13 protein-coding genes and 1 pseudogene are annotated in these 13,267 nt (G+C 74.3%); 8 read left to right on the top strand and 6 right to left on the bottom strand.

Going from position 1 to position 13,267, the window contains the following annotated elements; all coding sequences use genetic code 11:
* The first annotated feature begins 14 nt into the window (after positions 1 to 14).
* A complete protein-coding gene (locus tag RBJ77_RS01185) occupies positions 15 to 920 on the top strand; it encodes a Gfo/Idh/MocA family protein (RefSeq protein ID WP_372343225.1) in 906 nt (301 codons plus the stop codon).
* On the opposite strand, the pseudogene lnt reads toward RBJ77_RS01185, so the two are convergent.
* Both lnt and RBJ77_RS01175 read right to left on the bottom strand, forming a co-directional pair.
* Positions 847 to 2,504 (bottom strand): annotated as a pseudogene (lnt, locus tag RBJ77_RS01180) (apolipoprotein N-acyltransferase); the annotation flags it as partial. The gene RBJ77_RS01185 and the pseudogene lnt sit on opposite strands and share 74 nt — an antisense overlap.
* A 100-nt stretch (positions 2,505 to 2,604) precedes the next feature.
* The gene (locus RBJ77_RS01175) at positions 2,605 to 3,075 is read right to left on the bottom strand and encodes a nuclear transport factor 2 family protein (protein WP_372343224.1); all 471 of its coding nucleotides are present in this window, start codon (positions 3,073 to 3,075) and stop codon (positions 2,605 to 2,607) included.
* Positions 3,076 to 3,371: 296 nt separating this feature from the next.
* On the opposite strand from RBJ77_RS01175, the gene RBJ77_RS01170 reads away from it, so the two are divergent.
* Positions 3,372 to 4,028, top strand: coding sequence for a hypothetical protein (locus RBJ77_RS01170; RefSeq protein ID WP_372343223.1), 657 nt, complete (start codon positions 3,372 to 3,374; stop codon positions 4,026 to 4,028).
* Entirely contained in the window at positions 4,025 to 4,789 is a 765-nt protein-coding gene (locus RBJ77_RS01165) for an SDR family oxidoreductase (protein WP_372343222.1), read from the top strand. The genes RBJ77_RS01170 and RBJ77_RS01165 overlap by 4 nt, the downstream gene beginning before the upstream one ends.
* A 184-nt stretch (positions 4,790 to 4,973) precedes the next feature.
* On the opposite strand, the gene RBJ77_RS01160 is transcribed toward RBJ77_RS01165, so the two are convergent.
* Positions 4,974 to 5,105: a hypothetical protein gene (locus RBJ77_RS01160; protein WP_372343273.1), complete on the bottom strand. Its 132-nt coding sequence runs from the start codon at positions 5,103 to 5,105 to the stop codon at positions 4,974 to 4,976.
* Between the two features lie 140 nt (positions 5,106 to 5,245).
* Positions 5,246 to 6,145 (bottom strand): helix-turn-helix transcriptional regulator, encoded by a 900-nt coding sequence (locus RBJ77_RS01155; protein ID WP_372343221.1) that lies wholly within the window; start codon positions 6,143 to 6,145, stop codon positions 5,246 to 5,248.
* 101 nt (positions 6,146 to 6,246) lie between these two features.
* Between RBJ77_RS01155 and RBJ77_RS01150 the strand changes: the two genes are divergently transcribed.
* Entirely contained in the window at positions 6,247 to 6,954 is a 708-nt protein-coding gene (locus RBJ77_RS01150) for an SDR family NAD(P)-dependent oxidoreductase (protein WP_372343220.1), read from the top strand.
* A 48-nt stretch (positions 6,955 to 7,002) separates the two neighbouring features.
* Here RBJ77_RS01150 and RBJ77_RS01145 read toward each other — a convergent pair whose 3' ends face one another.
* Both RBJ77_RS01145 and RBJ77_RS01140 read right to left on the bottom strand, forming a co-directional pair.
* Positions 7,003 to 7,878 (bottom strand): undecaprenyl-diphosphate phosphatase, encoded by an 876-nt coding sequence (locus RBJ77_RS01145; protein WP_255982120.1) that lies wholly within the window; start codon positions 7,876 to 7,878, stop codon positions 7,003 to 7,005.
* A gap of 154 nt (positions 7,879 to 8,032) precedes the next feature.
* Positions 8,033 to 9,022: an ArsR/SmtB family transcription factor gene (locus RBJ77_RS01140; protein WP_372343219.1), complete on the bottom strand. Its 990-nt coding sequence runs from the start codon at positions 9,020 to 9,022 to the stop codon at positions 8,033 to 8,035.
* A gap of 81 nt (positions 9,023 to 9,103) precedes the next feature.
* On the opposite strand from RBJ77_RS01140, the gene RBJ77_RS01135 reads away from it, so the two are divergent.
* The 4 genes from RBJ77_RS01135 to RBJ77_RS01120 all read left to right on the top strand — a co-directional run bounded on the left by RBJ77_RS01135 (position 9,104) and on the right by RBJ77_RS01120 (position 13,263).
* Positions 9,104 to 10,324 carry an MFS transporter gene (locus RBJ77_RS01135; protein ID WP_372343218.1) on the top strand — a complete coding sequence of 407 codons (1,221 nt, stop codon included), beginning with the start codon at positions 9,104 to 9,106 and terminating at the stop codon, positions 10,322 to 10,324.
* Positions 10,325 to 10,467: 143 nt separating this feature from the next.
* Positions 10,468 to 11,625 carry a Gfo/Idh/MocA family protein gene (locus RBJ77_RS01130; RefSeq protein WP_372343217.1) on the top strand — a complete coding sequence of 386 codons (1,158 nt, stop codon included), beginning with the start codon at positions 10,468 to 10,470 and terminating at the stop codon, positions 11,623 to 11,625.
* A complete protein-coding gene (locus tag RBJ77_RS01125; RefSeq protein ID WP_372343216.1) occupies positions 11,618 to 12,550 on the top strand; it encodes a PmoA family protein in 933 nt (310 codons plus the stop codon). The genes RBJ77_RS01130 and RBJ77_RS01125 overlap by 8 nt, the downstream gene beginning before the upstream one ends.
* Positions 12,547 to 13,263: a cupin domain-containing protein gene (locus RBJ77_RS01120; protein ID WP_372343215.1), complete on the top strand. Its 717-nt coding sequence runs from the start codon at positions 12,547 to 12,549 to the stop codon at positions 13,261 to 13,263. Before RBJ77_RS01125 ends, RBJ77_RS01120 begins: the two co-directional genes overlap by 4 nt.
* Positions 13,264 to 13,267 lie beyond the last annotated feature (4 nt).

Raw genomic sequence — 13,267 nt, 5'->3', positions numbered from 1 at the left:
AGGAGTACAGGAACGTGAAGGTCGGCTGCATCGGACTCGGCGACATCGCGCAGAAGGCATACCTTCCCGTGCTCACCACGCAGGCCGGGATCGAACTGCACTTGCAGACCCGGACACCCGCCACCCTGGCCAGGATCGCGGACCAGCACCGCGTCCCCGAGGCACAGCGCCACACCGACCTGGACTCGCTGATCGCGCAGGGGCTCGACGCGGCGTTCGTGCACGCGCCGACGGCCGTGCACCCGGAGATCGTGGCGCGGCTCCTGGAGGCCGGCGTCGCCACCTACGTCGACAAGCCGCTGGCCTACGAACTCGCCGAGTCCGAGCGGCTCGTGCGGCTCGCCGAGGAACGCGGCGTCAGCCTCGCCGTCGGCTTCAACCGGCGGTACGCGCCCGGGTACGCGCAGTGCGTCGAGCACCCGCGCGAGCTGATCCTGCTCCAGAAGAACCGGGTCGGCCTGCCCGAGGAGCCGCGCTCGATGATCCTCGACGACTTCATCCACGTCGTCGACACGCTGCGCTTCCTGGTGCCCGGCACGGTCGACGACGTCACCGTGCGGGCCCGCGTCGAGGACGGACTGCTGCACCACGTGGTGCTCCAGCTCGCGGGCGACGGCTTCACCGCGCTCGGCGTCATGAACCGGCTGAGCGGTTCGACCGAGGAGATCCTGGAGGTCTCCGGGCAGGACACCAAGCGGCAGGTCGTCAATCTCGCCGACGTCATCGACCACAAGGGCCAGCCGACCGTGCGCCGCCGCGGCGACTGGGTCCCGGTCGCCCGCCAGCGCGGCATCGAGCAGGTCGTGCTCGCCTTCCTCGACGCCGTCCGCGCGGGCAAGGTGCTCGGCGCCCGGGACGCGCTGGCCACCCACGAGCTGTGCGAGCAGATCGTGCGCGAGGTGCAGCGGGCCGGCGCCTGAGCGTCAGCGGCCGGGCCAGACGTGGGCGGACGGCAGACCGGACGCCGCCGCCCGCCGCCTGGACCAGCGCACCGCCTCCGCCGCCGCGAGCACCACGAGCACCGTGACCGCCGCGTGCACCGGCCAGTCGCCGAACCGGACGTACAGCGTGCTGCCGTGCGCGGTCGGCACCTCGTACACCCGCGCCGCGCTCGCCGACGTGCCCAGCCAGGCACCGGCGCGCGCCCCGTCCGGCCCGTACACCGCGGACACCCCGGTCAGCGTGGCGTGCACCATCGGGCGGCCCGTCTCCGCGGCCCGCACCGCCGCCAGCGACGCGTGCTGCTCGGGCGCCCAGCTGTGCTGGAACGTCGACGTCGACGACTGGGCCAGCAGCACCCGCGCCCCGTCCCGCGTCAGCTTCCGCGTCATGTCGGGGAACGCCGACTCGAAGCAGACCAGCGGGCCGACCCGCAGGTCACGGCCGCCGTGCCGGGTGTCCATCACGACCTGCCGGGTGCCCCGCATCCGGTCCTCACCGGCCGCCTTGCCGACCGACGTCGCCCAGCCGAGCAGCCCGCGCGCGGGGACGTACTCGCCGAACGGCACCAGCCGCATCTTGTCGTAGCGTGCGCCGGTCGGTCCGTCCGGACCGATCAGGACCGAGCTCTTGTAGATGCCCTGGGCCGTCGCGCCCCCGCCGTCGGCCGGGCGGCGGGCGTCCACGTTCACGAGGACGTCCGCGCCCACCTCGCGGGACAGGGCGGCGATCCGGCCGGCCAGGTCGGGGCGCTCGGCCAGGTCGAAGCCGACGCTGCTCTCGCCCCACACCACCAGGTCGACGTCCTGCCCGGCCAGCCGGCGGGTGAGCGCCTCCTCGCGGTCGAAGCGACGGGCCACGCTGTCGGCGCCGTCGATCACCCCCGGCTGCACCACCGCGATCCGCACCCGGCCGTCGGTCGCCGGACGCGGCGCCCACGCCCAGGCGGCACCGGTCACCGTCACCGTCGCCACGAGCCCGGCCACCGCGGGCACCCGAGCCCCGCGCGCGACGACGAGGACGGTGATCCCGGTGTTCACCGCCACCACGAGCAGGCTGACCAGCCAGACGCCGCCCACCGAGGCGAGCCGCAGTGCGGGCACCACCTGCCACTGGCTGGAGCCGAGCAGCCCCCAGGGGCCGCCCAACCCCTGCCACGAACGGACCAGTTCGACCATCAGCCAGGCCGATGGCACGGCGACCAGGGCGGCCCCGGCCTGCCCGGCCGACGGCACGCCGTGCAGCAGTCTGCGCAGCAGCCAGCCCCAGGGCGCCCAGAGCGCACCGAGCAGCGCCGCGATGACGACCGTGAAGACGTGCAGGCTCGGCAGCAGCCAGTGGTGCACCGCGAGCATGAAGCCGAGGCCGCCGAGCCAGCCGTCCAGCGCCGCCCGGCGCGGCGTGCCCGCCGAGCGCGCCAGCAGCATCCACGGCACCAGGGCCACATAGGCGAACCACCACAGGGACGGCGCCGGGAACGCGAGCGCGGGCAGGGCGCCCGCCCCGACCGCCGCGGCACCGCGCCACCAGGGCGACGAGCCGAGCCGCTGCCGCCATCGCTCCATGCGCCGGGCCTCCCGGGTCGTACGACACCTGCCAGTGCCTTCAAGTGTGCGCGCCGGAAGCGATCAACGACAGTGGGCGTTCGGCGAGGTGGCGCAGTGCTCACGCCCCGGCGGCGGCCCGCTCCGGAGCACGCCGCCACTTCTCGTGCACCGTCACCCGGTGCATCCGCCAGCCACTGTGCGTACGGACGAGCCCGAACGCGTACCGGCCGCCGCACACGAAGTCCGGGGCGGTGCCCTCGCCGGCGAACCGCATGGGGTTGATGAAGTCGGCCCGCACCCGGGCGGTGTCGCCGACGTCCCGGTCGAGGATCCCGAACCGCACCCGCCGGTTGACGATCAGGTGCTGCCGCATCGGGAACAGCTCCATCGTCGAGGTGAGCCAGCGCGCGATCTCCTCGGCGCTGCCCTCCACCCCGCCCGCGTCGCGGTAGTCGGCGCGGCCGTCCGGCGCGAACAGCGCGCGGTACGCCGTCCAGTCGCCGTCGTCGACGGCCACCGCGTAGTCGGTCACCAGCTCGTCGACGGCGAGCCGGTCGAGGACGGTCGCGAGTTCCACACGCTGCGTCATCGGCTCAGTGTCGGTGCCGCGTCGCGCGGAGCCAAGAGTCGTGCGCACGCGGGATGAACGGGGATACCATGCGGCCGATGGTAATTCGGTCAACTGGCCGTCCATAGGGGGTAGTTGGTGAAGAACGCCGATCGCAGGGCCGGGTACGAGCGGCAGACCGCACGCAAGGAGTTGACGCCACGTCAGAAGCGTCGGCTCGCCAAGAAGGCACGGCAGGGCAAGGGCTGACGCCCGCGCCGGACCGGGTCCGGTGAAACTCCCGGGGCGGCCGTGAAGATCGCTGCTACGGTCGCCCCATGTCAGCAGAACCGAACAGCCCGGCGACCGGACCCGTGACCGCCGACGACGTGGCCGAGGCCGTCCTCCTCACCGTCACCGCGCTGACCCCCGCGCTCGACGCCGACTGGGACGTCCCGGCGGGCGACCTGACCTGGACCGTCTGGGAGACCGGCGAGCACCTCGCGGACGACCTCTTCTGGTACGCCGCCCACATCGGCCCCCTGACCCCCGCGGTCGACGGCAACCTGCCCTTCGGCTCGGGCCGGCGCAGCCCCACCGGCCCGGAGAACACCGTGACGGCCGACCGCGACGCCGGACCGGCCGCCCTGCTGCGGGTGATGGACGCGTGCGGCGGCATCCTCGCCGCCGTGGTCCGCGCCACCCCGCCGACCGCCCGCGGATTTCACGTGTACGACGTCTCCGACCCGGAGGGCTTCGCCGCGATGGGCGTCGTCGAGACCCTCGCGCACGCCCACGACATGGCGACCGGGCTCGGCGTCCCGTTCGAACCGCCCGCCGACCTCTGTGCCCGCACCCTGCGCCGGCTCTTCCCCGACGTGCCCGGCGGCACGGAGCCGTGGCCGACCCTGCTCTGGGCGACCGGCCGCGGTGATCTGGAGGGCCGCGAACGGCGCACGCAGTGGCGCTGGTACGGTGCGCCCGGCGCGACATGATCACCGACCGGGAGGCCCCCTTGCCCCGCCCCATCACCCTCGTCACCGGCGGCAGTCGCGGGATCGGCGCCGCCACGGCGCTGCGGCTCGCGCGCGACGGACACGACGTCGCGCTGAGCTACGTACGCGACAAGGATGCCGCCGAGCGCACCGCCGAGGCCGTACGTGCCCAGGGCGCGCGCTGTGCCGTCCTGCGGGCCGACACCGCCCAGGAGGCCGACATCGAGCGGATGTTCGATGAGGCCGTCGCCGAACTCGGTCCGCTCACCGGCCTGGTGAACAACGCGGGCGTCACCGCCCCGCTCGGCCCGCTCGCCGACACCACCACCGAGGACCTGCGCCGCGTCGTCGACGTCAACGTCCTCGGCGTCCTGCTGTGCTGCCGTCGTGCCGCCCGCGACATGGGTGCCCGCAGCGAGGGCTCCATCGTGAACCTGTCGTCCGCGGCGGCCACCCTCGGCAGCCCCGGCGACTACGTCCACTACGCCGCGTCCAAGGCCGCCGTGGACACGCTCACCCTGGGCCTGGCCAAGGAGTTGGGCCCGGTCGGCGTGCGGGTCAACGCGGTCGCGCCCGGCATCATCGACACCGAGATCCACGCCGCCAGCGGCGCCCCCGACCGCGCGGCCCAGGCGGCCCCCGGCATCCCGCTGCGCCGCCCCGGCACCGCCGAGGAGGTGGCCGCGGCGATCGCCTGGCTGCTGTCCGCGGACGCGGCGTACACGACGGGCACGGTGGTGAGGGTGGCGGGCGGCCGCTGAGCCGGCCGCGGCTGCCGGAACGGCTTTGTCGGCTGCGGGTCTTGTTCGGCGCGGCGGATCGCTCTTGTCGGCCGCAGGCCTTGCTCGGCATGGACCGGGACACCCTTGTCGGCCGCAGGTCTCGCTGGGTACCGACCCGAACGCCCTCAGCGGCGGCCGCAGGTCTCGCGCGGTGCCGACCGGGTCACGCGGCCTCGCCGACGGCGACCCGCATGGCGCGTGCCCACTCCGCCACCAGCAGTTCGTACTCGGCGCGCTGGTCGGCGGTGAGCCGCCCGGCCGCGCGCAGCCACAGACCGCGGATCTGCTCGTTCACTTCGGCGGCAGACCGCGCGGAACCCGAGGAGACTGGCGGCGGCATGCGCCCAGGCTACGTGCGGCCCGGCCGGTTGGGAACCCTGAGCGAGCGGTCGGCTGCGCCAAGTGATCAACTGGACAAGGGAGTTGCCGCGGCCATCAGGGCGCCGACGAGGTCAGCAGGGCCGGCAGTACCGTGCCGGACAGGAGCGCGATGCGGTCCGCGTCGGCGGATCCGGACGCGGCCGTGTAGACCATGACCCGCAGATCGTCGCCCGCGACGGTGAGGATGTCGCAGTCCAGCGTCACCGGGCCGACCTGCGGATGGTCGATCGTCTTGCGGGTCCCCTCGTGGCGGCCGACAGCCCCGGAGTCCCACAGCTCGGCGAACCGGTCGCTGCCCGCGCGCAGCTCCGCCACCAGGTCGCGCAGCCGCGGATCCGCCGGATAGCGGCCCGCGGTCGCCCGCAGATCGGCCACGAGGGCGGCCTCCGTCGCACGCCGCTCGGCATCGCTCTGCCGGACCCGGCGCGGCGGGCCGAGGAACGTCCACCAGACGCCGTTGCGCCGGTGCTCGGGGCCGTCGGGATCCTCGGGGCCGTCGCCCATCAGGGCCGTGTACAGCGGATTGGCGAGCAGCAGCGTCCACGCCGCGTCGAACACCGCGACCGGCGTCCCGGCCAGCCGCTCCAGCAGCCGGTGCACGCTCGGCGCGAGCGTGCCCGGCACGGTGCCGGGGCCCGGCGGCGCGAGCCCCGCGAGCCGGAACAGATGCGCACGCTCCTGCCCGGACAGCCGCAGCGCGCGGGTCAGCGCCTCGACCACCTGGTCGGAGGGGCGGGTCGCGCGGCCCTGTTCGAGCCGGGTCACGTAGTCCGCGGAGATCCCGGCGAGCAGCGCCAGCTCCTCGCGGCGCAGCCCGGCCGCCCGCCGCTGCTGACCGGCCACCGTCAGCCCCGCCGACTCCGGCGACACCCGGTCCCGCCACCGCCGCACCGCGTCCCCGAAGTCACCGAAGTGCCCGGAGTCCTGATGTCCGTCGATCGCCGCGCTCGCCATGCCCCTACTGTGCCCCGTCCGGTACGGAACTTCCTGGTACCGCGAGTCCCAGGAAGCAGGGGCTGCTGGTAGCCGGGGCCGCGCCGCCGCAGGATCGAACCATGACCACGACACTCATCACCGGGGCCAACAAGGGCCTCGGCCGCGAAACCGCCCGCCGTCTCGTCGAGGCCGGCCACACCGTCTACCTCGGCAGCCGCGACCTCGAGCGCGGCCGTCGCGCCGCCGAGGAGACCGGCGCTCGGCACGTCCTCATCGACATCACGGACGAGGCGTCCGTCACCGCCGCGGCCCGCCGGATCGAGGCCGACGGAGGCCTCGACGTCCTCGTCAACAACGCCGGCATCGAGGGCCGCACCGAGGGCAACGGCATCGTCCTCCCGGCCGACGAGACCGTCGACACGCTGCGCCCGCTGTTCGAGACGAACGTCTTCGGCACCCTGCGCGTGACCCACGCGTTCCTGCCGCTGCTGCGCCGCTCCGCCGCCCCCGTCGTCGTGAACGTCGCCAGCGGCCTCGCCTCGCTCACGGGCCTCTCCGACCCGACGACCCCTGGTCACGGCTACCCCGGCATCGCCTACCCGGCCTCCAAGACCGCGGTCAACGCGCTGACCGTGCAGTACGCGAAGGCCTTCCCGGACATCCGGATCAACGCAGTGGAGCCGGGGTTCACCAAGACCGACCTCAACGGCAACACCGGCGTACAGACCGTCGAGGAGGGCGCCGAGATCATCGTGCGGATGGCGCAGATCGGCCCCGAGGGACCGACCGGCGGCTTCTTCGACGCGTCCGGACCGCTGCCCTGGTGAGATGACGGACGGGCCCGGGCTCAGCCCGGGTGACGGACGGGCCCCGGCTCAGCCCGCGGACTCCGCGGCGTGCGGGCTGAGCACGCCCGCCGAGACGAGGACGAACAGGGCGATGCCGAGCGCGATCCGGTAGTAGACGAACGGCATGAAGCTCTTGCTGGAGATGTACTTCATCAGCCACGCGATGACCGCGTACCCCACACCGAACGCGATCAGCGTCGCGAACACCGTCGGCCCCCACGACACGTGACCGCCCTCGGTCGCGTCCTTGAGCTCGAAGACGCCGGAGGCGAGCACCGCGGGGATCGCGAGCAGGAACGAGTAGCGGGCCGCCGACTCACGGGTGTAGCCGAGGAAGAGGCCACCGCTGATCGTGGCGCCCGACCGGGAGACGCCGGGGATCAGGGCCATCGCCTGGCAGAGGCCGTAGATCAGGCCGTCCTTGACGGAGAGGTCCTTGAGCTCCTTGCGCGAGCGGACGGCGCGGTGCTTCCCGCCCAGCTCGTCGCGGGCCGCGAGCCGGTCCGCGACGCCGAGCACGACACCCATCACGATCAGCGTCGTCGCCGTCAGCCGCAGATCGCGGAAGGGACCCTCGATCTGGTCCTTGAACGTGACGCCGAGCACGCCGATCGGGATCGAGCCGACGATGACGAGCCAGCCCATCTGCGCGTCGTGGTTGCCGCGCATGGTCTTGTCGGTCAGCGACCGGAACCACGACGAGATGATCCGCGCGATGTCCTTGCGGAAGTAGATCACCACCGCGGTCTCGGTACCGAGCTGCGTGATCGCGGTGAAGGCGGCGCCCGGGTCGGACCAGCCCGCGAACGCGGCCGTCAGCCGGAGGTGGGCGCTCGACGAGATGGGCAGGAACTCCGTCAGCCCCTGGACGAGCCCGAGGACGAACGATTCGAACCAATTCATGAAGGGGTACGCGATCCAAGGGCTGGGCGGGACCGGCCGCGAGCGCGGGCCGGGCATGGGCGTGCGCGCCCCCGCCACATGGGTCGCGGGCGCACGCGTGGGGCAGCGTAGCGTCCGAAAGTGACGGGACCCCCACGGGGGCCGCGGGCCCGGGTCAGCCGGCGGCCCGCTGCGCCGCCACGAGAGCGTCGCCCACCGGGGTCCGGAAGTAGAGGACCGAGCGGCCCGCCCGGCGGCGCCCCACCAGCCGGGCGTCCAGCAGCACCTTCAGATGACGGCCCACCGAACCGAGGCCCTGACCGGTCAGCGCGACCAGCTGGGTGGTGCTCAGCGGCTGGTCGAGCCGGACGAGGACATGGGCGCGGGCCGGGCCGACGAGCGCGGCCAGGCCGTCCGGCGCCGCCCGTCCGTTGTCGGCGAGCGCACCCGCGCACGGGTACACCACCGCGTACCGGTCACCGGCACCATCGGCGCCGGTCTGCCAGGACACCCAGCCCTCCTTGAGCGTGACCGGCACGAACAGGAGTCGCGCGCCGGAGACGTCGCGCGGCGGATAGTCGTGCGCGTTGATCCGCAGCAGCCCCTCGCCCAGCCAGCGCATCGTCGGCCGCATCCCGCCGAACGCCGCGGCCCAGCCGCCGCGCGTCAGCTCCCGGGTCCGCGCGACGACGTCGGCCTCCATGACCCGGCGCCGCCGCGCCCACTCGGGCCGCACCGTCTCCCGCCACACCCACCCGAGCAGGTCCGCGACGCGCTCCGCCAGGTCGTCGGCGTCCGCCAGCGGCCCGGGCAGCGGTCCGGGCGAGGAGACCGCGAGATCCGCGCGGACCGCGTCGGAGGAGACCGCGCCGATCCGCCCGAGACCCTCGTCCAGGTCGTCCTCGCACAGGCCCGCCGGCGTCGGCGTGAGGAAGTCGGCGTTCCACGTCGCCCCGAACACGGCGTCGACGAGCAGCGCGGTCACCGGGTCGGCGGCGAGCCGGGCGCGGTAGGCGGGCAGGTGGGCGTCGAGCCAGCGGCGCTCGCCGGGGTGGGCGGCGACCGGCGCCGCGAGCTTCTTCAGGCTCGCCGTGGTCTCCACCAGCGACGACACGACGAAACGGCTCCCCGCGAGGGTGTCCGCGTCGACCTGCCAGACCCCCATCGCACCCTCCTGCCGCCCTGGACGTTTCGCCGGTGCGCGAAACATTAACGCCCGCCCGCCGGGGCCCCTCAGCCTCCCTCCATGCGCACCTACCGGGACCTGTTCGCCACGCGGGAGTACCCGCCCTTCTTCGCCGCCTGCTCGTTCCAGGCCGCCGCCCAGACCGTCGCGGGCCTCGCCCTCGGCTCCCTCGTCTACGCGGCGACCGGTTCCCCGCTGCTCTCCGCGCTGGCCATGTTCGGGCCCTCGCTCGCCCAGGTCGTCGGCGCGCTCACCCTGCTGTCGGCGGCGGACCGGCTGCCGCCGCGCGCCGCGCTCGCCGGGCTCTCCCTCTTCCTCGCCTGCGCCACGGCGGTGCAGGCGGTACCCGGTCTCCCGACGGCGGCCGCGCTGGCGCTCGTCCTCCTCCAGGGCGTTCCCGCGGCGCTCGGCGGCGGCGTCCGCTACGGCCTGCTCACCGACCTCCTCGACAAGGACGGCTATCTGCTGGGCCGTTCCGTCCTCAACATGAGCACGGGCCTGTGCCAGATCCTCGGGTTCGCGGTGGGCGGCGTGCTGGTCGCCGCACTGTCCCCGCGTGGCACCCTCCTCGTCGGCTGCGTCCTGTACGCGGCGTCGGCGCTGGTCGCGCGGACCGGTCTGGCCCGCCGCCCGGCCCGGTCGACCGGACGCCCCTCCCTGTCCGAGACGATGCGCGGCAACCGACGGCTCTGGTCGTCGGTCCCGCGCCGCTACGTCTACCTCGCCCTGTGGGTGCCCAACGGCCTGATCGTCGGCTGCGAGGCGCTCTTCCTGCCGTACGACCCCCGGCACGCGGGCCTCCTCCTCGCGGCCGCCGCCCTCGGCATGCTCGCCGGTGACACCCTCACGGGCCGCTTCCTGCCGCCGCGTTGGCGCCCGCGCCTGGGCGCCCCGCTGCGCCTGCTGCTCGCCGCGCCCTACCTGGTCTTCGCCGTCGACCCCGCCCTGCCGACGGCCGTCATCGCCGTCACCCTCGCCTCGGTCGGTTACTCGGCGAGCCTCCTCCTCCAGGAACGCCTCGTGGCCCTCACCCCGGACGACCTCGGCGGGCACGCGCTGGGCCTGCACACGGCGGGGATGCTGACGACACAGGGCGTCGGCGCGCTCCTGGCCGGCGCCCTCGCCCAACTCTGGTCCCCGGCAACGGCGATGACCCTGCTGGCCGCCGTGTCGGTGGGGGTGACGCTGGCGCTGGGGCGGGGGTTGCGGGCGGGCGGGACCGCTCCCGCCCCGGCGGACCGGGCCGGACGCGCACCCGGCCGCCCGGCGGGAAACCCCTGAAACCCCTGACGGAGGCGGTGACGCACTGTTGACCCCCATCGCCCCACCCGCATAGCGTCGACCACGAGGAAAGCGCTTGCTATACCGGGGCGCCCCTTGACCAGGCACCGTCACCGCACCCCGATGGAGTGTTGATCGCGCCCATGCGCAGCACACCCGCACCGGATCGCTCCGGACCCCGTACCCACCGTCTCAAGGCCGCCGTCGTCGGTACCGGCGGCATCGCCCGCGGCAGTCATCTGCCCGCTCTCCGGCAGCTCGCCGAGGAGGGGGAGCTGGAGGTCGTCGCCGCCGTCGACATCGACGACGACGCCGTCCGCCGGTTCTGCGCCGACGGCGGCATCCCGCACCCGTACACCGATCTCGCGCGCATGCTCGACGAGCAGCGCCCCGACCTCGTGACCATCTGCACGCCCCCGACCCTGCACCGCGAACAGAGCGTCGCCGCCCTGGAGTCCGGGGCCTGGGTGTGGTGCGAGAAGCCGCCGACGCCGTCCCTGGAGGAGTTCGACGCGGTCGAGGCCGCGGAGGGGGCCGAGGGCGGGCCGTACGCCGCCATCGTGTTCCAGCACCGGTTCGGGTCCGGGGCCCGGCACGTGCGCGAGCTGCTCGCCAAGGGCGAGGTCGGACGGCCGCTCGTCGCCCACTGCCAGACCACCTGGCACCGGGACACCGCCTACTACTCCGTGCCGTGGCGCGGGCGGTGGGCGACGGAGGGCGGCGGGCCCGCGATGGGGCACGGCATCCACCAGATGGATCTGCTGCTCGACATCCTCGGACCGTGGAGCGAGGTGCGCGCGATGGCCGGGCGGCTCGTGCACGACGTCGAGACCGAGGACGTGTCGACCGCGCTCGTCCGGTTCGAGAGCGGCACCATGGCCACCGTCGTCAACAGCGTCCTCAGCCCGGACGAGGTCAGCCGGATCCGCATCGACTGCGAGCGCGCGACCCTCGAACTGACCCATCTGTACGGGTACGGGAACGCCGACTGGACCGTGACGCCCGCGCGGGACGTGCCCGCGGAACTCGCCGCGTCCTGGCGGGACTTCGGGCCCGACGTGCCCAGCTCGCACCTCGCCCAGCTGCGCGAGCTCGTCGCCTCGATGCGGGCGGGCGAGCGGCCGCGCAGCAGCGGACCCGACGGGCGCACCAGCCTGGAGCTGATCTCCGCGCTCTACAAGTCGGCGTTCACCGACGTCACCGTCCGCTCCGGCGAGATCGGTCCAGGCGACCCGTACTACACCGCCCTGCACGGCGGCGCCCCCGGCTGGGCGCCCACCCAGGAGGCACCCCATGAGTGAAGGTCTGCGCGTCGTCCACGCCCACGGCGACCGGATCACGGTCACCGAACCCACCACCGGCGTCGACCTGTTCGCGTACGTCTACCGGCCCGAGGCGGCGTGGGAGGCCCCGAAGCCGTACCTGCACCCGGTCAGGACGTTGAGCGGCGCCGCCGTCACCGACTACCGGCCCAACGACCACCGCTGGCACAAGGGCCTCCAGATGACCGCCTCGCACCTGTCGGGGCAGAACCTGTGGGGCGGCAACAGCTATGTGCACGGCGAGGGTTATCTCCGGCTGCCCGAGCGCGTCGGGTCCATGGCGCACGTCGCCTTCGACGAGGTCCGGGCCGACGGGGACGGGAACCTCGTCATCGCCGAGCGGCTCACCTGGCATCCGCACGACGGCGAGCTGTGGGCCGACGAGGAGCGCCGGGTCGAGGTGCGCGACGTCGACCCGGCCGCCGGGAGCTGGACGCTGACCTGGAGCAGCGCCGTCACCAACCGTCGCGCGGAGCCGCTCCGGTTCGGCAGCCCGACCACCCACGGCCGCGAACTGGCGGGCTACACCGGGCTGTTCTGGCGCGGCCCGCGCGCCTTCCGCGACGGCCGCATCCAGACCGCGGACGCCGAGGGACCGCAGGTCATGGGTGCGCAGGCGCCCTGGCTCGCGTACAGCGGCGAGCACGACGGCAGTGACGGGCACGCCACGCTCGTCTTCGAGCACGCCCCGGAGAACGACCACGCGGGGGAGCGCGGCACCCACCCGGCCCACTGGTTCGTGCGCAACGACCCGTTCGCCGCCGTGGCGCCGTCCTTCGCCTTCCACGACGAGCTCGTCCTGGCGCCGGGGGACACCCTCACCCGCCGCTACCGCGTCGTCGTCGCCGACGGCGCCTGGGAGCGGGACGAGATCGCCAAGTACCTGGCGGAGCACCCGTGGTGAGCCCGGCCGTGCCCCACGAGGGGCTGCCGGGCGGCGTCGCCGTCTCGCACCTCGCCGTGTACGACTGGCCGGCCGCCGACGGGCTCTGCGGCGGCACCCCGCACCTGCACCTGACGTGCAGCGAGGGATACGTCGTCACGGCGGGGCGCGGCGCCGTGCAGACGCTCACCGCCTCCGGGTTCGAGCAGACGCCGCTCGCGGCCGGCACCGTCGCCTGGTTCACGCCGGGCACGATCCACCGTCTCGTCAACGAGGGCGGCGGCCTGCGCATCGTCGTCCTGATGCAGAACAGCGGGCTGCCGGAAGCGGGCGACGCCGTGCTCACGCTGCCGCCCGAGTACCTGACCGACCCGGACACCTACGCGGCCGCGACCACCATTCCCGCCGACGCCCCCGAGGCCGAGCAGGAACGGTTCGCGCGGGCCCGGCGCGACCTCGCCGTCGAGGGATACCTGCGGCTGCGCGAGGAGCCGAAGGAGCTGGCCGCCTTCCACGAGGCGGCGGCCGCGCTGGTCAGGCACCGGCTGGACGCCTGGCGCACGCGCTGGGAGCGGGGCGCCGCCGCGGCCGCCGCCGCGACCGGGCAGCAGCTCGACCGGCTCGCGGCGGGTGACGCCGGGCACCTCGCGGACGCGGTCGTACGGTCCGAAGTCCCGTCCGCGTACGGCAAGTTCGGGATGTGCGGGCGGCTGGACGTGTACCGGCTCGACTGACCGG

It is taken from the genome of Streptomyces sp. KL116D, from assembly GCF_030766975.1.
Classification (GTDB): Bacteria; Actinomycetota; Actinomycetes; order Streptomycetales; family Streptomycetaceae; genus Streptomyces; species Streptomyces longispororuber_A.
The sequence above is the reverse complement of the archived record's forward strand: the minus strand, read 5'-3'. Positions and strand labels throughout refer to the sequence as shown.

Bases quoted from the DNA above. Each gene is read 5' to 3' on its own strand.
- RBJ77_RS01175 (WP_372343224.1), bottom strand. From the start codon at position 3,075: ATGACGCAGCGTGTGGAACTCGCGACCGTCCTCGACCGGCTCGCCGTC.
- RBJ77_RS01135 (WP_372343218.1), top strand. From the start codon at position 9,104: ATGCGCACCTACCGGGACCTGTTCGCCACGCGGGAGTACCCGCCCTTC.
- RBJ77_RS01145 (WP_255982120.1), bottom strand. From the start codon at position 7,878: ATGAATTGGTTCGAATCGTTCGTCCTCGGGCTCGTCCAGGGGCTGACG.
- RBJ77_RS01125 (WP_372343216.1), top strand. From the start codon at position 11,618: ATGAGTGAAGGTCTGCGCGTCGTCCACGCCCACGGCGACCGGATCACG.
- RBJ77_RS01165 (WP_372343222.1), top strand. From the start codon at position 4,025: ATGATCACCGACCGGGAGGCCCCCTTGCCCCGCCCCATCACCCTCGTC.
- RBJ77_RS01130 (WP_372343217.1), top strand. From the start codon at position 10,468: ATGCGCAGCACACCCGCACCGGATCGCTCCGGACCCCGTACCCACCGT.
- RBJ77_RS01140 (WP_372343219.1), bottom strand. From the start codon at position 9,022: ATGGGGGTCTGGCAGGTCGACGCGGACACCCTCGCGGGGAGCCGTTTC.
- RBJ77_RS01170 (WP_372343223.1), top strand. From the start codon at position 3,372: ATGTCAGCAGAACCGAACAGCCCGGCGACCGGACCCGTGACCGCCGAC.
- RBJ77_RS01150 (WP_372343220.1), top strand. From the start codon at position 6,247: ATGACCACGACACTCATCACCGGGGCCAACAAGGGCCTCGGCCGCGAA.
- RBJ77_RS01155 (WP_372343221.1), bottom strand. From the start codon at position 6,145: ATGGCGAGCGCGGCGATCGACGGACATCAGGACTCCGGGCACTTCGGT.